Below are 18,500 nucleotides of genomic sequence, written 5' to 3' on the forward strand. Positions count from 1 at the left end.
TGGACGAATCCTCGATCCACAGATTCTCGTTCGACTTGCATGTGTTAAGCACGCCGCCAGCGTTCGTCCTGAGCCAGGATCAAACTCTCAATAAAATGGTATCTAAACAGCTCTCGCTGTTCAAACCTTTATCGAGCTATTTGTCATAGCTTGCAAAACTTTTTATCCTTGCCTTCCGCCGTAATTGACTAAACCGGCTTCCGGCAAGCTCGATGTCTTTTTTCAAGACACCTCATATCTGGTGCTTCTTTGTTCTTCGTTGTTTAATTTACAAGGTACACGCTCCAACCGCGGAACAAGTGATAGATTACCACGGGTTTTGCGGTTTGTCAACAGGTTTCGACGATTTCATCCATCTTGTTTCCCGCTGCAAATCGCTTCTATTATTAGCCGCACTTATATCACCCTTCTGCAACGCTTCACGCCGCCTCGCCGGACGCGCCGATCAGCTGGTCGTAGCGCATCAGCAGCAGCGCGATCTGCGCGCGGGAGACCGCCTGCGTCGGGTACCAGACGCACTCATCCTCCGCGATGAGGCCCTTTTCCCACGCCCATCGCACCGCGCTCAGGTTCGTCTCGCTGACCTTCGGCGCGTAGGGATAGTCCTCCAGAGACGCATTGGACTCCGGGCTGCCCGCCAGACGGTGCAGCACGGCAAGCACCTCCTCGCACGAGCAGTACGCCTCCACGCCGAAGCTGTCCGTGCTCTCCGGCTTGATGTAGCCGTTGGTATCCGCCCAGTTCACGCAGTCATAATACCACTCGCCGCTTGACACATCGCCGTAGGTATGGCGCGGCGCAGCGACCGGCTCGCCGCCGGCAAACCGATAGAGGATCATGGCAAGCTGCGCGCGGGTCATGCCATAGTTCGGGCGGAAAAGGCTCAGCCCGCCGCCGACGTCCGTGCCGCTCATCAGGCCGTTCGTCACAACATAATTTACCGCCGGAACGTACCAGTCGTTGATCGTAATATCTGAAAAGACATACACGGTCTTCTCACCGTTCTGCTCGACCTCGAGCTGCATAGCGCCGCTCTCCGTCTCCGTCACCACGCCGAGCTTCAGCTCCGTGGGCTGCTCCGCCTTGCCGCTCTGCTGCGCAAAGCCCTGACCGTCCGCCGGATCGTTCTGTTGGTCTTTCTTCCCGCCGCAGCGCGTCACGACCAAAACGATCAGCACCACGAGCAGCAGCAGGATCACAAGTAATTTCTTTCGCATAGGCGTCTCCTGTTCCTTGGTTTCTTTCGTAAGCTTAGCAGGTAAATGTGTCTATTTCTTTGCCATCATCTCGGAAATTTTCCGTTCCAGCGCCGCCTTGGCCTCGTGCGGATCGGAGATGTCCCATACCGCGCTCTCCATCGGGCAGAAGCCCGTGTCCGTGCGGTTGCGGATGGCCGGCACGACTGCGTCCGTGATCGTCTCGATGCCGTGAGCGCACAGCGTTTCCCGCGCGGGGACGCTCATAAGCGGCGCGTAGACCGTCCGAACGCCCAGCAATACATATAAAAAGGCCGCCGCCTTGCCGACGATGCGGTCTGCCGCCGACGCGCCGGAGAGGTCCGTTCCCTCGTTCAGCCAGCGCATCAGCGGGCGGACGCCGTGCTCCTCGGAGGCAAAGCTCTCCCCCGCCCGGCAGGCAGCGCAGGTGTATTCCTCATTATTTTCAAGCAGCGCCTTCGCCTGCTCCAGATCCTTATTCATAAGGGTGCTCCTTTTTTAGAAATCTTTTTTATCATACCCGAGCGCAAAAGGGATGTCAAGTTTTTGTGCCCTGCTTGCTTTTTCGCCGCGTCCGCGGTATACTGGACGCAATTTCAGAAAAAAGGCGGAACGAACATGGCACGAAACACGAATCGCATCCACGACTGGCGCAAGCTCAAATGGCCCTTCTGCGTCACCTTTTTATACTATGCGCTCCTCTGTCTCTACACCGGCTCGGCCGAGGCGTCCGAAGCCGGCTTCCTCGCCGTTCTCATCATCGCGCTGCTCATCGACGCAGTCGCCTACGCCTGCTACCTGTTCTTTCTCAGCAAGGCGGAGGAGAATATGGGCAAGCTCTGGTTCGCCTTCATCCTCGCCTATGTCCTCGCAAGCTCCGATAAGCTCGCCATCGTCTGGCAGATGCTCGCCGCCAACGCCGGCACGCATTGAATCTCTCCCATCTGTATTTCCGACCGTCGATCAAGAAAGCGCAGACCCGCGGGTCTGCGCTTTCTTTTTATAGCCGCAGTCACAGTACGAATCGCCGGAGGCAAGGGCGTATTCACGCGCAAAGTCCGTCGCGCCGTCTGCGGACGGCGGCTCAGCCGTGACCCTCGGCGGCGATCATGTGCAGGGCGTGCTCCAGCGCGCCGAGCACGGCAGCGAGATTTTCGCGCGCCGCCTTTTCCGAGCCCGGCAGATTGACGATAAGGCTGCTGCCGCGCGTACCGGCGACGGCGCGGGAGAGCATGGCGTTTGGCGTGATCTTCAGCCCCTCCACCCACATGGCCACAGGAATGGCGCGGATCTCCCGCTCCAGCACGTCGGCGGTCGCCTCCGGCGTGACGTCGCGTGGGGAAAGCCCCGTGCCGCCGGTGGTGAGGATGAGGTCGATCTTCCTCTCATCCGCGCAGGCGCGGAGCAGCGCGCTGATCTGCCCGCGCTCGTCCGGCACAATGGCCGTGTGAACGACGGTGAAGCCCGCGTCCTCCAGCATGGCGCGGACGGCGGGGCCGCTGGTGTCCTGCCGAAGCCCCCGGCTGCCAAGGTCGCTGACGGTGATGACGGATGCTGTGTAGCTCATAGCGTTTCCTCCTGCTTTCGATAGCCCAATGCGGTCGAGATCATGGAAGCCGTGACGCAGACCTGCTCCACGGCGGCTCGGAATTCCTCGGAATGAGGACTGCGGAACATACCGATCACGCCCACGGCGTAGGCCGCCTTGCCCTCCACGGTGTAGACCGGCGCGGAGACGGAGCGCAGGCCAATCTTGTACTCGCCGTTTTCGATGGCGTAGCCGTTCGTGCGGCAGGTCTCGATCTCCCGCATCAAGGCGGACGGGTCAGTGACGGTGTGCGGCGTGAACTGCGTCATGGGCTGCGCGCGCAGCAGCGCCTCGGCGCCCGCGCGGGACATATTCGCCAGAAACACCTTGCCCTGCGACGTGCAGTAGAGGGGCAGGCGGGAGCCGACGTCGGACACGATGTGCAGCCCGCCGCGTGTTTCCGCCTGATCGAGCGTGACGACGCTGCCGCCCTCGCACACGGAGAGCGCGACGGAGGCTCCCGTCTGCTGGCAGAGATGCTCCATGTAGGGCCGCGCCACAAGGGAAATATCCCACGAACGCTCGACCTGGCGGCCGTATTCAAACAGGCGCAGCCCGAGCGAATACTTTCCGTCGGGCGTCTGCGTGACCACGTCATACGTCCGCATGGTGGTCAGAAGGCCGAACACGGTGCTCTTCGGATAGCCGCACTGCGCCGACAGCTCCTTGAGCGACAGCGGCTTTTTTGACCGGCTCAGAAGCTGCAGCAGCTCCATCGCCTTCGCGACCGACAATATGATATTTCCATCCACCACGGCGCACGCCCCCTTTTACCGTCAGCATAGCGCCTGCGTGATATTTTGTCAAGAATAATCCGATAATAGCAATCGAAAATCCGATAATATCGCACATTTGATTTGAAATGACCGGGATGAAAATGCTACAATGGGTGCAAACGAAAGGATCGGCGCCCTATGGAAGATACATTTGGCAGGAATATCCGTTATCTGCGGCTGTCGGTGACGGAGCTTTGCGACCTTCGCTGCCGCTACTGCATGGCGGAGGAGGGCATCTGCAAGCGCGGACATGAGGAGCTGTGCTCCTTCGAGGAGCTGCGGGAATTCACGGCGGCCGCTGCGGCGCTCGGCGTGACAAAGCTCCGCGTGACCGGCGGCGAGCCGCTGGTCCGGCGCGGGATCGTGGAGCTGTGCGCCATGCTGCGCACGGTCCCCGGGATCGAGGAGCTTTGCCTGACCACGAACGGCACGCGGCTGGAACAGCTGGCCGCGCCGCTGAAGGCAGTCGGCGTGGACCGGCTGAACATCAGTCTTGATACGCTCCGGCCGGAGCGCTACCGCGAGATCACGCGCACAGGCGAGTTGGAAAACGTGCTGCGCGGCATCGAGGCGGCGGAGCGCGCGGGCTTCGAGAACATCAAGCTCAACTGCGTGCTGCTCGGCGGCATGAATGACGATGAGATCGGCGACTTTGTTCGCTTGACGGCAAAAAAGCCGTGGCAGGTGCGGTTCATCGAGCTGATGCCGATGGGCGTGTGCGCGGCGTGGCCGCCGGAGCGCTTTCTGCCCGCGCAGGAGGTCCTCTCCCGCGTGCCGGAGCTGCGCCCCGCGGGCCGCAGCGGCGTCGCGCAGCTGTACCGCCTGCCGGGAGCGGCGGGAACGGTCGGACTGATCGAGCCGATGAGCTGCGCTTTCTGCGCGGACTGCACAAGAATACGCATCACGGCGGACGGGAAGCTCAAGCCCTGCCTGCACTCGGACGCAGAGCTCGCGCTGCGCGGATTATCCGGTGCGGAGCTGGAAGCAGCCATCCGCCAGGGCATCCTGATGAAGCCGGCACGGCACCGCATGGACGAGACCGGCGTCACAGAGACGCACCGCGGGATGTTTGCGATCGGAGGATGAAGATGGAGCTGACGCATTTTAACGAACAGGGCCGCGCCCGCATGGTGGACGTGAGCGAGAAGGCACAGACCTATCGCGTGGCACGCGCCGCCGCGACGGTCCGCATGGCAAAGGCGACGATGGACAGGATCCGCGAGGGCTCCATCGGCAAGGGCGATGTGCTGGCGGTCGCGCAGGTTGCAGGCATCATGGCGGCGAAGAAGAACAGTGAGCTGATCCCGATGTGCCACCCGTTGCTGCTGACGAAGGTGGACATCTCATTTGAAATGGAAGAAGCCGCCCTGCACATCCGCAGCGAGGTCCGCTGCCATGGCGAGACAGGCGTTGAAATGGAAGCGCTGACGGCGGTGAGCGTCGCGGCGCTGACCGTGTATGATATGTGTAAGGCCGTACAGCGCGATATGCGCATCGACGGCATCCGCCTCCTTTATAAGGAAGGCGGCAAGAGCGGCGTTTATGAAGCGGAGGAATGAAGAAATGGCACAGGTGACCGCAGTCAACATCAGCGAAAGAAAAGGGGTACGCAAGCACGAGGTCCCCTATATCGACCTGAAGCTCCGTCACGGCATCGTGGGCGACGCCCACGCGGGCGACTGGCACCGCCAGATCAGCCTGTTGGCTGAGGAGAGCGTGGACACGATGCGCGCCGCCTGCCCCATCGCGCTGGACGCAGGCATCTTCGCCGAGAACATCAACACCCGCGGCATCGAGCTCAGAACGCTCCCTGTCGGCACACACCTGCGCGTGGGCGAGACGGAGCTTGAGGTCACGCAGATCGGCAAGCAGTGTCACAACGACTGCGAGATCAAGCGCGCGACCGGCAAATGCGTGATGCCGACCGAGGGCATTTTTGCCGTCGTGGTCAAAGAGGGCCGCGTGCAGGCCGGAGACGAGATTGAGGTGCTGAAATGAAGCTCATTCGAACCGAGGACGCGGTGGGTCATGTCCTCTGCCACGACATGACGCAGATCATCAAGGACAAGTATAAGGACGCGCGTTTCCGCAAGGGCCACGTCGTGACGGAGGAGGACATTCCCGTGCTGCTGAGCATGGGCAAGGAGCACCTCTACGTCTGGGAGATGACGCCCGGCATGGTGCATGAAAACGACGCGGCGGAGCGTCTGTTCGCCCTCTGCGGGCAGGAGAATATGCTCCGCAGCGAGGTCAAGGAGGGCAAGATCGAGCTGAAGGCCGCCTGCGACGGCGTGTTTCTGGTCGATCCCCAGCGGCTCATCGCCGTGAACAGTCAGGACGAGGTGATGATCGCCACGCGCAAGGGCGGCACGGCGGTGCGCGCGGGCGACAAGCTCGCGGGGATGCGCGTCATCCCGCTCATCATCGCCGAGGAAAAGCTCCAAAAGGCCGAGCGGGCCGCGGGCGGCGAGCCTCTGCTTGCGCTCAAGCCCTATGTGCGTAAGACCGCCTGCATCGTCGCCACCGGCGGCGAGGTGAAAAAAGGGCTGATTCAGGATACCTTCACGCCGGTCGTGATCGACAAGCTCAAGACCTACGGCATCGAAACGCTCGAGGTCGTCTACTCCGGCGACGGCGTGGAGAATGTGCGCGACGCGGTGCTTGCGATGCGTGAAAGGAAGCCCGACATGATCCTCTGCACCGGCGGCATGAGCGTCGACCCCGACGACAACACGCCCGGCGGCATCAGGGCTGCGGGCGCGGACATTGTCTGTTACGGCGCGCCGGTGCTGCCCGGCGCCATGTTCCTGCTTGGCTATTTTGACGACGGTACGCCTGTCATGGGACTTCCCGGCTGCGTGATGTACGCGGGCGCGACGGTCTTTGATCTGGTGCTGCCGAAGGTCGCGGCGGACGTTCCCGTCACGCGCGCCGATATCGCCGCCATGGGCGAGGGCGGGCTGTGCCTTGGCTGCAAGCCGTGCCGGTATCCGGTCTGTCCGTTCGGAAAATAAATCCTTCGCGCCTGCGGGCGCGAAGCTTTGACCATTCATTATCTTTCACGAAGGATAACGATAAGGCACTATTTTGAAAGGAAAAAGAAACCCATGAAAAGGCTCGTATCTCTGCTCCTCGCGCTCTCCCTCGTGCTCGCGCTGACCGCCTGCGGCCAGAAGGACACGGCCCCCGACACCACCCAGACCGACGATCCCCAGACCGAGCAGGCCGAGCCGGTCGAGCTGATCGTCTTCGCCGCCGCCTCCATGAAGGAGACCATGACCCAGATTGTCGAGATGTACAAGTCTGTCGCGCCCGAGGTCACCGTGACCTACAACTTCGATTCCTCCGGCACGCTGCTCAAGCAGATCAAGGAGGGCGCGGACTGCGACCTGTTCATCTCCGCCGCTCCCACGCAGATGAACGCGCTCGACGGCAGCCTCATCGGCGACACGGAGAAAAATCCCGACGGGCTTGACCTCATCGTCACCGACAGCCGTGTGAACCTGCTGGAAAACAAGGTGACGCTCGCCGTTCCCGAGGGCAACCCCAAGGGCATAGAGAGCTTTGACCAGCTTGCCGAGCTGCTCAAGGGGGGAGATGTGATGCTGGCCATCGGCAACAGTGACGTGCCCGTGGGCCAGTACACCTTGAAGATCTTCAACTACTACGGCATTGACGAGACCGCTGTCGTGGATAAGCTGACCTACGGCAACAATGTCAAGGAGGTCACCTCGCAGGTCAGCGAGGGCGCTGTGGACTGCGGCATCATCTACGCCACGGACGCCTGCTCCGCCGGCCTTACGGTCGTGGACAGCGCCACCGCCGAGATGTGCGGTCAGGTCATCTATCCCGCCGCCGTACTCAAGGGCGACAAGGAGGACGCCGCGCGCGCCTTCCTCGCCTATCTCCAGACCGATGCCGCTATGACCGTATTCGAGTCCGTCGGCTTCAGCCCCGCGATTTGATCGGTTTGCAATTCGTACCGCCTGCGCAGCAGCGGCTGAGCGGAAAGAGGAGCACACCGAATCGTTCCGAAGAAAGACGCCCGCATACGATCCCCAAAATGTGAGCTGAATTTCGCAGTTCGGGGGTCAAGGGGCTTGCCCCTTGCGTTTCTTGGGGGATACAAAGGGGGCCATTCTTACGCTAAGAATGGTCCTCTTTGAAATCGCCGTTACAGACGGCAGCACCGGAGGTCACCTATGGACTGGTATCCCTTATGGAACTCGCTGCGCATCGCGGCGATCATCCCATTGGGCTGCCGCCCAGCGGGAGCCCTGAATCTCTCCCTGCCCGGCCGAAAATGAATTCCGTCCGCGCCAAGGTTTTGCCTGCGGCAAAACGCTTGTACGCCGCACTCGCGGCGTATGTGGAGCTCGCCTGAGTCTCTGCAACGTCTGAACATCGGAGGTCACTATGGACTGGTATCCCTTATGGAACTCGCTGCGCATCGCGGCGATCTCCACCGTTATCATCTTTTTCGCCGGCATCTTTGCCGCGTACTATATCGCCAGACTCCCGCGGCTCATCAAGGGCGTGCTGGATGTGGTGCTCACGCTGCCGCTCGTGCTGCCGCCGACGGTCGTGGGCTATCTGCTGCTGCGCGTACTGGGGCCCCAGCGCGTCATCGGCGCATGGGTGCTCGAGACCTTCGGCGTCAAGCTGGTCATGACCTGGTGGTCTGCCATCTTCGCCACCACGGTCGTCATCTTCCCGCTGATGTACCGCACGGTGCGCGGAGCCTTTGAGGCCTTTGACGAGACGCTGGCCTACTCCGGCCAGACGCTCGGGCTCTCCAACGCCTACATTTTCTGGCGCATCCGAATGCCCTGCTGCCGGCAGGGCGTGCTGGCGGGCACGGTGCTCGCCTTCGCCCGCGCGCTCGGCGAATACGGCGCGACCAGCATGATCGCGGGCTACACGCCCGGCAGGACGGCGACCATCTCCACCACCGTCTATCAGCTCTGGCAGACGAACAACGACGCGCTTGCCTACAAGTGGGTCGCCGTGAATATCGCGATCTCCGCCGTCGTGCTGCTGACGGTCAATATGCTTGAACGCCGCAGCCTTCTGCGCGGCGCGAGCCGTGCGAGGAGTGTGAAGGCATGAGCCTGTATGTCGATATTGAAAAACGCCTCGGCGCGTTCTATCTGCGATCGAAATTCGAGGTAGCGGACGAAACGCTGGCGCTGCTCGGCGCGTCCGGCTGCGGCAAGAGCGTGACGCTCAAGTGCATCGCCGGCATCGTGACGCCCGACCGCGGCAGGATCGTGCTCAACGGCCGTGTGCTCTTTGACAGCGAAAAGAGGACCGACCTCACGCCGCAGCAGCGTCGGGTCGGCTATCTCTTCCAGCAGTACGCGCTCTTTCCCAACATGACCGTTGAGCAGAACATTCTCTGCGGCATCCGCGCGGGGAGCCGGTCGGAAAAGCGCGCGCTGGCCGCGGAAAAGCTCCGGATGTTCCGGCTGGAGGGGCTGGAGAAAAAGTATCCCGCGCAGCTCTCCGGCGGGCAGCAGCAGCGCGTCGCGCTCGCCCGCATCCTCTGCTCCGAGCCGCAGGCGATCCTGCTCGACGAGCCCTTCTCCGCGCTCGACAGCTACCTCAAGTGGAACCTTGAGCTGGAGCTCTCCGACCTGCTCACGGGCTTTCACGGCCCGATCCTCTGGGTCAGCCACGACCTGGGGGAATGCTGCCGCAACTGTCAAAAGGTCTGCGTGATGGAAAACGGCGCTTCCTCTCCCGTGACGGACATGGAGACGCTGGTGCGCTATCCCGCCACGCAGAGCGCGGCCCAGCTGACCGGCTGCCGCAATTTCCTGCCGGCGCACCGCTGCGAGGGCGGCGTCCGCCTTGACGGCTGGGACATTCTTCTGCCGCTGCACGCCGCGGGCGAGCGGGCCACCGTCTCCGTTCCCGACGGCGCGATCACCGTGGAGGGCGGGACCCATACGGCGCGCGTCAGCCGTGTCATCCGCGATCTGAACGCCACCGCAGTCGTGCTGCGCGCGGCGGAAGCGCCCGACGCGCCGCCTCTGTGCGTCGTCCTGCCCGAGGGAGTCCGGGCAGCAGAGGGGAGCACGCTCTCCTTTTCGCTCCTCGCGGACCGTTGCCGGCTGTGGGAGGAATGACCGCCGCGCCGGGATAAAAAGCTGCCGCGCCCCAATCGAAAAAGCAGACAAGAGCCGCTGCATCGCAGCGGCTCTTGCTTTTTTCATTTCATCGCGCTTCGACCGCGTCAATGCTTTGTCGGTGGAGCATACTTCTGCAGCTCTTGGATCTTCTCGATCATGGCCTGTGACGAAAACGGCTTCGGGAACACATAGGACGCGCCGAGCTCAGTCGCGTCCCGCACGATCTTCTGCGTCGACAGGACCGTCATAAGGATCGTCGAGAGCCGGTGCCCGCGCTCCCGCAGCTGCCGGAGAACATGAAGGCCGCCCTTATGCGGCAGCATATCGTCCAGCAGAAGGATGTGCGGCTTGTGGCATTGGATCGTCTCCATCACCTCATGCTCCTCCCGCGCGTGGAACACGTGAAAGCCTCCGTGCTCGTGCAGGGACTCCAACAGCAGCGTACTGAAGCCCTCGTTGTCATCTGAGAGTAAAATCCTTTTCCGATGCGGCATTTCTGTCCGCCCCCTCCAATTTGATTTGATTTTACACAACTGACCTTGTATAAAATAACGCGATCTTTGCTCCGGTCCGCGCCCCGTCCCGCCTCGATGTCATAAATACACAGTCAATCCTCGTTATTTTGAATAAATAAACAGAATTGCGAAAAATATATTTTATTTTTTGTATGTTTACGCGCTTGACGCCTCGTGCACTTTGTTTTAGACTATAGATGATCATTTCCCTCGCCGCAAAGCACCGGTCAAAGAGGGAGAAAAAGGAGAAGCGAAATGAAAAAGAACGGACATACGTTTGTCAGCAAGGCGCTCGCTCTGCTGATGGCCCTGTCGCTGACGCTTTCGCTGGCGGTCACCTCCGTCGGCGCGGTCAGCGTGCAGGCAATGAATCCCGCGGACGATCCCCTCCTCGGCACGAGCTTTGCCGTGGACGCGACCATCCCACTGGTGACCACGGCGGAGGGCAAGGACGTTTCCCTATCCATTCCCGTCACGGGCGTCAGCAAGAGCGCGCTGGAGAGCGCCGTGGCCGCCGGCCAGGTGGAGCTTTCTCTCCTGCGTGACAGCGCCCGCCCCTATGTGAACGAAGTGATCTTCCCCTACGCCTACGCGGGCGGTCCGCTGGACAAGTGGATGACCGAGGGCACGGACGAGCACCAGTTCACCGACGTCAAGCTCGCCGTCGCCGAGACGGACGGCAAGACCGTGCTCAACGTCAGCTTCCACATCAACAACTATTTCTATCCGGTGGACTGGTATACGGGCGAGACCTACGTCGACTACAGCGTTCCCTACTCGGACGGCGGCTACTATATCGATAAGTGCGGCTACTATGATCTGACCGCGGCGGTCGATGGAAAAGCCGTTGGCTCCGCGCCGGTCAAGGTCGCACCCTACGAGCACTTCTACACCATGTGGGAGATCTACAAGCAGCTCGACGAGGTCGCCGCGACCGGCACCAAGAACGGCCTCTACGTCGCAAAGCTCTCCATGGGCCAGTCCACCGCGGGCCGCGATATGCCCTATCTCATCGTCGCCGATTCCAAGGCGAGCGTGGACAACTGGCTCAAGCTCACCGAGCAGGCCGAGACCGATCCCGACGCCGTGCTCAAGCAGCTCAAAAGCGGCAAGCTCAACGACATCCGCGTGCCGGTGATGTACTCCAACATCCACTCCAACGAGGTCGCGGCGACCGACGGCGTGCTCGCCTTCGCCAAGCTGCTCGTGAGTGAAAAGACGATCTCCTATGATATGCTCACCGGCTTCACCGCCGAGGGCAAGGCGGAGCTTCAAAAGGAAATGGGGCCTGTCGGCAAGAGCGGCAGCGTCGCCATCCCCGACCTCATCAAGGACAAGGCCAGCTACCTCGGCTATCTGACCGCCGAGAATAACGGACTGTCCGGCAAGGTCGATCTCAAGAAGTATTACACCGTCGAGACCAAGACCGTGAACGTCAAGGACGAGCTGCTCAAGGACGTGTTCTTTATCCTCGTTCCCGAGGAGAACGTCGACGGCCGCACCTACCTCACCAGACATTCCTCCGGCGGCTACGACCTCAACCGCGACAACTCTTTCCAGACCACGAGTGAAACGGCCAATATGCAGCAGCTCATCGGCACCTACAATCCCGTTTCCCTCGCCGAGTTCCACGGCCGCATCGAGTCCTTCCAGTGTGAGCCCTGCGATCCCCCGCACGAGCCGAACTTTGAGTATGACCTGCTCTCCAACCACCTCATCGCGGGCGGCGAGGCACTCGGCATTGCGGCGGTCGCCAACAATCCCGGCTACAACAGCTATGTCATTCCCCAGCGCGACTATCTCTCCTACACCGGAAAGGGCTCCGAGACCTATTGGCAGGACCCCTGGGATGATATGTCCACCAGCTACACGCCTCAGTTCGCCATGCTCCACGGCACGGTGGCCTATACCGTCGAGCTGCCCGCCTACAACGACGATACCGCGCAGGCTGTGCAGTACGGCATCCTCGGCCAGGCCGGCTACATCGCCGGTGAAAAGCTCTCCTACCTTGAGAGCCAGGTGACCATCTACCAGCGCGGCGTGAAGAATCTCAACTCCGACGCCTTTGAGCTCGTCGGCCAGTGGCTGTGCGACCAGAACGACGTGGAGGGCGCGGAAATGAGCCTCTTCCGTCCCGAGTACACCGGCGAGGGTCAGAACGGCAACTTCTATCCCGAGTGCTACATCATTCCCCTCGACGGTGAGAACCAGACGAACCTGCAGGCTGCCGCCGCCATGATGGAGTGGCTGACCCGCAACGACGTCAAGGTCAACCTTACCACGAAGGAGTTCACCTACAACGGCGTGACCTATCCCGCCGGTACGATGATCGTTCCCATGTATCAGGCCAAGCGCTCGGTCGCCAACGGCGCGCTCTACGACGGCACGCTCATCAACAGCTGGACCGTGCTCTACTCCGAGGGCATCACCACGTTCAATGAGACCCGCGGCTTCGACATGGTCACCGTTGCCGAGCCCGCCGCCTACCAGACCATCTCCGCCGTCTGCGGCAGCGCGATGAACCATGACGACGCGCTCGCCTTCTGCAAGAGCTTTCCCTCCTACTTCACCGGCGTGAAGAACGCCGACGTCATCATCTCCAACGCCTCCGAGGCTTCCACCGCCGCCGTCAACGCCCTGCTCAAGGCAGGCAAGACCGTCGGCATGGTCACGGATGGCAAGTATATGGGCGACTTCATCTGCTCCTACGCGGATTATCTTACCGTGGCGGGCGACTATATCCTCAGCGCGACCGGCGTCTACGGCGCCGGCGTGCAGGCCAAGGTCATCTCCAAGTCTCCCGTGGTCTACCTCCTGGGTACGCCGGCCGAGGCAACGGAGGGCTTCCTCTACTCCGAACAGATCGCCGAAAACTTCGGCTGGAGCTACGATACCGCCGCCATGGCGCTCATGGGCTTTGACACCACCGAATCTCTCGCCAAGGCGGATGCCATCGCGGGCGCGAGCGGACTGAGCGACGACGCGAAGGCCGCCGTGAAGAACGGTCTTCCCTACATCGGCTACGGCTATTCCGCAGCGTCCACCGCCTCTGACCTCATCGCCGGTGTGGAATACACCGAGCTGGACGGCGCGATGGACTGCCTGACCCCCGTTGTCTATCCCAACAAGACCCTTGTGAACGCGAGCTACATTGCTGACGGCGACGGTATCCTCTATGCCTACGGCCTCGGCTACTTCTCCAGGGTTCCCACGGGCGCGACGGTGCTCGTCAAGAGCGACAAGACCAAGACACCCACCGAGGGCTTCATCCCCACGAACACCGCCGAGCGCGCCGCGGGCTTCAAGGCTTACATGGACAACTCCGTGCAGGCGTTTGCCTACGATCAGAACGGCATGAACACCGTGTTCTTCGCCAACTCCCTGACCCACAAGGTCCAGCAGAGAGACGACTATGCTTTCATCAGCAACTTCCTCTTCTCCTCCGTCCTGAGCGACAAGAGCTATGGCACCGGCAGCGCCGTGTCCTTCTCCGATGTTCCCTCCAACGCCTACTACGCCGAGGGCGTGGCATGGGCTGTGGCGAAGCAGATCACGGACGGTGTCGGCGACGGGCGGTTTGAGCCCAACACGGATTGCAGCCGCGCCCAGATCGTCACCTTCCTGTGGCGTGCCGCCGGCAGCCCCGTTGTGAATTACGCGATGAACTTCTCCGATGTTGCCGAAGGAAAATGGTACTCCGAGGCCGTCCGCTGGGCTGCAAGCGAGGGCATTACCGTCGGCATGTCCAACGGCACCTTCGGCTTGACCGATACCTGCACCCGCGCACAGGTCGTTGCCTTCCTGTACCGCTACGCGCAGAAGGCCGGTATGGATGTGAGCGTCGGCGAGGATACGAACATTCTCAGCTACAACGACGCGCTCACCATTCAGGCATGGGCGATCCCCGCCTTCCAGTGGGCCTGCGGCGCAGGCGTGGTGCAGGGCAGCGGCGGCGCCCTGATGCCGGGCAATTTCTGCACACGCGGTCAGATTGTCACCATGCTCTGCCGTGCGCTCGCAGCGTAAGGCGGCAAAAGCAGCTCACGATCGAACACGCTCCTCATACTCTGACAAGGGGTCGACAGCAGCCGCTGTCGGCCCCTTGCTGTCTTAAAAGCCGAATCGGCTCTTTCGTCCGATCCGGCTTTTGATCTCATTTTCCGAACAGCGTGCCGCATATACGCCAGACCGGCTCCGTTTCGTAATGCTCGCGGATCGTCTTACCGGAAAATGAGGAGCGCTTTTCCTGATCCGCACCGGCGCCGATCAACAGCTTGAAAATGCGGCAGGCTCTCCCACGGAGCACAGGCGACACACTCGTGGACGTCGGCGTTGTACATCACGTCGGACACCCAGCGTCCGCACCGCCCGCAGGGGTTGAATTTCGCCCTTCCGCCCTTTTCCCACGCGGCCTCCACGGCCCCACCCTCGCTGTTGGCAATGACCTTGTAGGCCGCAGTCCGGCGTTTCCGCATCATTGGCATCCCCCCTTGTCGTTTCAAAGCCGCTGTGAGCGGTCGGCGCTTTGCGTCGGCAGCGTCTCCCACCACCACGGCAGGCAGCCGTGCAGGAGCCGTTGTTCGGAGCGATGCTCCGGGCAAAAGAGGATCCCCTCTTTTTTTCATAAATTCCATGAAACGGAAGAAGTTCCACCTTCACCTTCTCACCTAGCCTGCTCAAGTACGCTGCATGTACAACTTCTGCGAATTGATTACACAGTCCGTAGTCATCCGGCAGGCACAGAAAACGCATACCTATAAGGTTAATTTCTCTGATGCAGTACATATTTGCAGACAATTCTTCCTTGGAGATGTCCCTCCACCCATTCTTGAAGCCATGCTTATGAGATATATTTCGCCCATTCGCCCCGGTCGAAAAGATACTCGTAAGCTAACGCAGAAATCTTCTGCCAGCTTCACCTATAGAGTAGCATAATTCTTGTGATTTGAACATTCTTTTTAAAGCGGATTTTCCGATCCGCTTTGTTGTCATGCCCTGATGTCGCAAAAGACAGCACACAGCTTGCTTTCGCTTTGCTGTGTGCTGTCTTTGTGAGGTTCCTTACTTGCTAACTAAGTGACATTGACTATGGCCTCGGCTGACTTCTTGCAGTTCGTTGTTACTGCGGCTTTCGGATTTTTTCCCTACACACCCTCCGCAAGACCTCCCCGGGTAAAAGCAACAACTCTCTTCCCATGTAACCGCCACATTTACTGCATGGGATTCGGGCAGCATTGGACTTTGTGCTGCTAAGCACACTCGTCCGTCCCTATACGGCCTACTATGTGATTTCTGTTCGTCGGTTCAGGAGTTTGCCTGCCAGCATTCTTTTCCCTGCTGACATCTATCCTCCTTCAGATTCCACCTCACGGTGAACACCCTTGCCTTCGGCTAACGCTTCCTACTGCCGAGCGCGCAGTGGTCTTTCACCATATAGTTGTTGAACATGCCGGACGCACATATAAAACGGAGCTGCCATGATTGTGGCAGCTCCGTTTTATATTCTTAAATGTAACATATATGCCATCGGAACTCTTCGCGATAGCCGCAATCCACTTTTTTATCCCTCGCACAGGATATCGATCAGCTCGTCCGTCTGCAGCCCCGCGAAATAGCGGGCTGCCTCCACGCCGTCCAGCGCCGCCGTGTAGCCGGCGCGGTCCGGCGTATGGCCGACAAAGCGCGCCGCCAGCGTCTCCGGCTCCTCCGCGCTGAAAAAATCTCCCTTAAAGGTGACCGCCGAGACGAGGCCGTGCTCGACCGTGATGTACGCCTCGATCAGCCCGCAGCCGTCCACACGGCGGCGGCGCAGCATCGTGCAGGCGGGAGACTTTCCGTAGTTCCACTCCCAGGTGGCATAGCGCTCCGCGCGCAGCTTCTCCACCGCCGCAAGGTCGTCGGGCGTCAGCGGGTATTCTTCGCCCGGATTTTCGCGCAGAATGTTTTCCAGCAGGATACGGCGGAATTCCGGCAGCGTGACCCGCTCGGGCAGATGCTCGGCGACATTCGTCACACGGCTGCGCACCGAGCGGATTCCCTTGGTCTGGATCTTCGTCGGATCGACACGCAGCGCCTCGCCGACAACGGAAAGGTCCGAATCGAACATGATCGTGCCATGATGCATCACACGGCCCTGCCGGAGGTACTGCGAGTTGCCGGAGAACTTCTTCCCGTCGATCGTGATATCGTTGCGGCCGTTCACCTCCGCCTTGACGCCGAGCGCCGCCAGCGTGCGCACGACCGGCTCACAGAAGAGCTTCATATCCAGCGTGCTGCTCCCGCCGGCATCGGTGATAAAGGTGAAATTCAGGTTGCCCATGTCGTGGTAGACCGCGCCGCCGCCGGAGAGGCGGCGCACCACACGGATGCCGCGCTCGCACACGGCTTCTTCGTTGATCTCGGAAATGGTATTCTGATATTTGCCGACAATGATCGCATTGTCATTCTGCCAGAGCATGAAGTACATCCGGTCGCGCGGCAGGCAGTCGAATACATACTGCTCCATCGCCAGATTGTAACTCGGGTCCGTCGTCATCAGGTCCAGATATGATAGCTTCATCGTTGCCTCCTTAATCGTCGTTATCCTTTTTCAGATGAGCGCACAATCGCCGCGCCATGATCTGATGGCCCTCCGGCGTCGGGTGCAAACCGTCAAGCAGCAGCTCACGCTTTAACCGTCCGTTTGGGTCGATAAAATCCGCACGGAAGTCGATACACTCTGCACCAAAGCATTTACTAAACCGCCGCAGCCATGCGCAATACTGCTCCAGCTGCCGTTCCGCACTGCGGAAATCCACCACGGCCGCCCACGCCGGCGGTGCGTTCTCCGCGCAGATCGGCGTCGGTATCCCTATCATCGTATGCACACCCAGGCTCAGCAGCTGATTCAGCATCGCTCCCATATTTGCCCGGGCGCCGGTATCCGTTCCCGAGAAGAAGATATCATTGGCACCGCCCATCAGGAGCACCAAAGGGTGCTGCACACAAATATCACGCTCCGCCAACAGCGCGCGCAGCCGCACCAGCATACCACCGGTCGTGTCCCCGCTGATGCCTTCGTTCACGATCTCCCAGCCCGTCTCCTGTGCGCACAGCCTTGTCCACCGCTGGGACGGCCGCACACCATACCCGAAGGTCAGGCTGTCGCCGATACAGATCAGTTTCATTTCTTTTCACTCTCGCATTTTCCCGAATATGCCACCACTTGTTCTCTGTTTCCGCATTGTAACACACTTTATTTGAAGTCTCAAGAAATATTTGTTGTACTCCGCAGGCCATGCCCCGTTTTCTGATTCCTTGATCCGCGCTGCGTCAAAGTCTCACGGGACGAACTGTAGCCCCTGACGAGCATACTTGTCTCGCCGAAGTTGTCTAAGCCCATAGTGGAGAACTGCGTCGATCGGATTCGTATTTCATCTTGTGGTTCCTCCTACAAAAAACAGCGGCGTCGAATGATCGACACCGCTTACATACTTTGTTCCATTGTCTGCGTCTGTTCCGGAGATTCCGGCAATAGGCACTTGATCTGCTCCATGATGGTCTTGATCTCCTTTTCCCTTCCGATGGACAGGTCCTCGTCCTGTTCGCAAACGAAAGTCAATGCCCGATGCATCTCGGCGAGTTGTTCCGGTTCAAATAATGCTTCCTTGGGAAGAAGCCCGCTGCGTCGGACAAAGTCGTGCTTGGCCTCCTCGTAGCCGTTTTGGAAGTAGTGACCGTGGTGGACACCCTTGCGGTCCCAATCCCACTCCCACGTTACAAACTGGACACCGCGCTCGGACGGATGCCCCGCCAGCACAGCATCACCAAAGTCAGCGAGGATGCGGTAGTCGCCCTCCAGCCCCGTGGCTTGGAGCTTCGGTGCGCGCTCCATCGCCGTCATGTATTCCGCGGTCATGGCAGCGATATGGATGACGGTCTGCAAAGCGTCCTGCGCGCCGATGCCATCCACGTTCTCCTGCCGGTACAGCACACTGCCCCTTCCGGAAACTCGGCAGAGGTAGTGATTCTCCCATCGGACGGGCAGGTGCTGATCTTTGATCGGTTCTACCGTAAAACCGTTCTGCCGCAGCCGAATGGCGGTTTCTTCAAGGAAACGGAGCTGCGCGGTTTCGTTCTGTTCGTTCATTGCGAAGTCCTCCTCGTAAGCAAAATCATAACCACCAGTAAACTGGTGGTTTGGTCTGCCCCTAAAAGGGGCTATTACGACCGTAGCCCCTGAAAGGGGCGTTGAAGGTTTGACACCGCATTACCATTTCAGGCAGCCGCTT

18 protein-coding genes and 1 rRNA gene are annotated in these 18,500 nt (G+C 60.4%); 9 read left to right on the top strand and 10 right to left on the bottom strand.

The features are described from left to right. From KQI17_RS12200 to KQI17_RS12210, 3 genes are all read right to left on the bottom strand, one after another. A 16S ribosomal RNA gene (locus tag KQI17_RS12200) occupies positions 1-95 on the bottom strand; the annotation flags it as partial. A gap of 324 nt (positions 96-419) precedes the next feature. Beyond that, positions 420-1,217, bottom strand: a complete 798-nt coding sequence (locus KQI17_RS12205; RefSeq protein WP_216496488.1) for an S-layer homology domain-containing protein — start codon at positions 1,215-1,217, stop codon at positions 420-422. 51 nt (positions 1,218-1,268) lie between these two features. Further along, a complete protein-coding gene (locus KQI17_RS12210; RefSeq protein WP_216496489.1) occupies positions 1,269-1,700 on the bottom strand; it encodes a DUF1893 domain-containing protein in 432 nt (143 codons plus the stop codon). A 135-nt stretch (positions 1,701-1,835) separates the two neighbouring features. Between KQI17_RS12210 and KQI17_RS12215 the strand changes: the two genes are divergently transcribed. Then, positions 1,836-2,150, top strand: coding sequence for a hypothetical protein (locus KQI17_RS12215; RefSeq protein WP_022017932.1), 315 nt, complete (start codon positions 1,836-1,838; stop codon positions 2,148-2,150). A 151-nt stretch (positions 2,151-2,301) separates the two neighbouring features. On the opposite strand, the gene KQI17_RS12220 is transcribed toward KQI17_RS12215, so the two are convergent. Continuing rightward, on the bottom strand, positions 2,302-2,784 hold the full coding sequence (locus KQI17_RS12220) for a molybdenum cofactor biosynthesis protein B (protein ID WP_216496490.1): 483 nt from the start codon (positions 2,782-2,784) through the stop codon (positions 2,302-2,304). Further along, on the bottom strand, positions 2,781-3,560 hold the full coding sequence (locus tag KQI17_RS12225) for an IclR family transcriptional regulator (RefSeq protein WP_216496491.1): 780 nt from the start codon (positions 3,558-3,560) through the stop codon (positions 2,781-2,783). The genes KQI17_RS12220 and KQI17_RS12225 overlap by 4 nt, the downstream gene beginning before the upstream one ends. Before the next feature lie 159 nt (positions 3,561-3,719). On the opposite strand from KQI17_RS12225, the gene moaA reads away from it, so the two are divergent. The 7 genes from moaA (at position 3,720) to KQI17_RS12260 (ending at position 9,712) form a co-directional block, all read left to right on the top strand. Continuing rightward, positions 3,720-4,667, top strand: a complete 948-nt coding sequence (gene moaA, locus KQI17_RS12230) for a GTP 3',8-cyclase MoaA (protein WP_216496492.1) — start codon at positions 3,720-3,722, stop codon at positions 4,665-4,667. Positions 4,668-4,669: 2 nt separating this feature from the next. Continuing rightward, complete coding sequence (gene moaC, locus KQI17_RS12235) at positions 4,670-5,140, top strand: cyclic pyranopterin monophosphate synthase MoaC (RefSeq protein WP_022018721.1); 471 nt, start codon at positions 4,670-4,672, stop codon at positions 5,138-5,140. 4 nt (positions 5,141-5,144) lie between these two features. After that, complete coding sequence (locus KQI17_RS12240) at positions 5,145-5,579, top strand: MOSC domain-containing protein (RefSeq protein ID WP_216496493.1); 435 nt, start codon at positions 5,145-5,147, stop codon at positions 5,577-5,579. Further along, on the top strand, positions 5,576-6,595 hold the full coding sequence (locus tag KQI17_RS12245; protein WP_216496494.1) for a molybdopterin-binding protein: 1,020 nt from the start codon (positions 5,576-5,578) through the stop codon (positions 6,593-6,595). Before KQI17_RS12240 ends, KQI17_RS12245 begins: the two co-directional genes overlap by 4 nt. Before the next feature lie 93 nt (positions 6,596-6,688). Next, positions 6,689-7,546, top strand: coding sequence for a molybdate ABC transporter substrate-binding protein (gene modA, locus KQI17_RS12250; protein WP_216496495.1), 858 nt, complete (start codon positions 6,689-6,691; stop codon positions 7,544-7,546). A 451-nt stretch (positions 7,547-7,997) separates the two neighbouring features. Then, positions 7,998-8,690 (top strand): molybdate ABC transporter permease subunit, encoded by a 693-nt coding sequence (modB, locus tag KQI17_RS12255; protein WP_216496496.1) that lies wholly within the window; start codon positions 7,998-8,000, stop codon positions 8,688-8,690. Then, entirely contained in the window at positions 8,687-9,712 is a 1,026-nt protein-coding gene (locus tag KQI17_RS12260) for a sulfate/molybdate ABC transporter ATP-binding protein (RefSeq protein WP_216496497.1), read from the top strand. Before modB ends, KQI17_RS12260 begins: the two co-directional genes overlap by 4 nt. 107 nt (positions 9,713-9,819) lie before the next feature. Here the strand turns inward: KQI17_RS12260 and KQI17_RS12265 are convergent, their stop codons facing one another. Beyond that, positions 9,820-10,209 carry a response regulator transcription factor gene (locus KQI17_RS12265; RefSeq protein ID WP_216496498.1) on the bottom strand — a complete coding sequence of 130 codons (390 nt, stop codon included), beginning with the start codon at positions 10,207-10,209 and terminating at the stop codon, positions 9,820-9,822. A 276-nt stretch (positions 10,210-10,485) separates the two neighbouring features. On the opposite strand from KQI17_RS12265, the gene KQI17_RS12270 reads away from it, so the two are divergent. Then, a complete protein-coding gene (locus tag KQI17_RS12270) occupies positions 10,486-14,256 on the top strand; it encodes a M14 family metallopeptidase (RefSeq protein ID WP_216496499.1) in 3,771 nt (1,256 codons plus the stop codon). Positions 14,257-14,450: 194 nt separating this feature from the next. On the opposite strand, the gene KQI17_RS12275 is transcribed toward KQI17_RS12270, so the two are convergent. From KQI17_RS12275 to KQI17_RS12290, 4 genes are all read right to left on the bottom strand, one after another. Further along, positions 14,451-14,708 carry a hypothetical protein gene (locus KQI17_RS12275; RefSeq protein WP_216496500.1) on the bottom strand — a complete coding sequence of 86 codons (258 nt, stop codon included), beginning with the start codon at positions 14,706-14,708 and terminating at the stop codon, positions 14,451-14,453. 1,082 nt (positions 14,709-15,790) lie between these two features. Then, positions 15,791-16,789 carry a lipoate--protein ligase gene (locus tag KQI17_RS12280; RefSeq protein ID WP_216496501.1) on the bottom strand — a complete coding sequence of 333 codons (999 nt, stop codon included), beginning with the start codon at positions 16,787-16,789 and terminating at the stop codon, positions 15,791-15,793. Positions 16,790-16,799: 10 nt separating this feature from the next. Further along, positions 16,800-17,396, bottom strand: coding sequence for a GDSL-type esterase/lipase family protein (locus KQI17_RS12285; RefSeq protein WP_216496502.1), 597 nt, complete (start codon positions 17,394-17,396; stop codon positions 16,800-16,802). A 299-nt stretch (positions 17,397-17,695) separates the two neighbouring features. Continuing rightward, positions 17,696-18,358 (bottom strand): hypothetical protein, encoded by a 663-nt coding sequence (locus KQI17_RS12290; protein ID WP_216496503.1) that lies wholly within the window; start codon positions 18,356-18,358, stop codon positions 17,696-17,698. Between the last annotated feature and the right edge of the window lie 142 nt (positions 18,359-18,500).

This window comes from Oscillibacter sp. MSJ-31 (assembly GCF_018918025.1).
Taxonomy (GTDB): domain Bacteria; phylum Bacillota; class Clostridia; order Oscillospirales; family Oscillospiraceae; genus Hominicoprocola.

What these genes read in the sequence shown, in the direction of transcription:
- KQI17_RS12205 (WP_216496488.1), bottom strand. Translation starts at nt 1,217, where the DNA reads ATGCGAAAGAAATTACTTGTGATCCTGCTGCTGCTCGTGGTGCTGATC.
- KQI17_RS12210 (WP_216496489.1), bottom strand. Translation starts at nt 1,700, where the DNA reads ATGAATAAGGATCTGGAGCAGGCGAAGGCGCTGCTTGAAAATAATGAG.
- KQI17_RS12215 (WP_022017932.1), top strand. Translation starts at nt 1,836, where the DNA reads ATGGCACGAAACACGAATCGCATCCACGACTGGCGCAAGCTCAAATGG.
- KQI17_RS12220 (WP_216496490.1), bottom strand. Translation starts at nt 2,784, where the DNA reads ATGAGCTACACAGCATCCGTCATCACCGTCAGCGACCTTGGCAGCCGG.
- moaA (WP_216496492.1), top strand. Translation starts at nt 3,720, where the DNA reads ATGGAAGATACATTTGGCAGGAATATCCGTTATCTGCGGCTGTCGGTG.
- moaC (WP_022018721.1), top strand. Translation starts at nt 4,670, where the DNA reads ATGGAGCTGACGCATTTTAACGAACAGGGCCGCGCCCGCATGGTGGAC.
- KQI17_RS12240 (WP_216496493.1), top strand. Translation starts at nt 5,145, where the DNA reads ATGGCACAGGTGACCGCAGTCAACATCAGCGAAAGAAAAGGGGTACGC.
- KQI17_RS12245 (WP_216496494.1), top strand. Translation starts at nt 5,576, where the DNA reads ATGAAGCTCATTCGAACCGAGGACGCGGTGGGTCATGTCCTCTGCCAC.
- modA (WP_216496495.1), top strand. Translation starts at nt 6,689, where the DNA reads ATGAAAAGGCTCGTATCTCTGCTCCTCGCGCTCTCCCTCGTGCTCGCG.
- modB (WP_216496496.1), top strand. Translation starts at nt 7,998, where the DNA reads ATGGACTGGTATCCCTTATGGAACTCGCTGCGCATCGCGGCGATCTCC.
- KQI17_RS12260 (WP_216496497.1), top strand. Translation starts at nt 8,687, where the DNA reads ATGAGCCTGTATGTCGATATTGAAAAACGCCTCGGCGCGTTCTATCTG.
- KQI17_RS12265 (WP_216496498.1), bottom strand. Translation starts at nt 10,209, where the DNA reads ATGCCGCATCGGAAAAGGATTTTACTCTCAGATGACAACGAGGGCTTC.
- KQI17_RS12270 (WP_216496499.1), top strand. Translation starts at nt 10,486, where the DNA reads ATGAAAAAGAACGGACATACGTTTGTCAGCAAGGCGCTCGCTCTGCTG.
- KQI17_RS12275 (WP_216496500.1), bottom strand. Translation starts at nt 14,708, where the DNA reads ATGATGCGGAAACGCCGGACTGCGGCCTACAAGGTCATTGCCAACAGC.
- KQI17_RS12280 (WP_216496501.1), bottom strand. Translation starts at nt 16,789, where the DNA reads ATGAAGCTATCATATCTGGACCTGATGACGACGGACCCGAGTTACAAT.
- KQI17_RS12285 (WP_216496502.1), bottom strand. Translation starts at nt 17,396, where the DNA reads ATGAAACTGATCTGTATCGGCGACAGCCTGACCTTCGGGTATGGTGTG.
- KQI17_RS12290 (WP_216496503.1), bottom strand. Translation starts at nt 18,358, where the DNA reads ATGAACGAACAGAACGAAACCGCGCAGCTCCGTTTCCTTGAAGAAACC.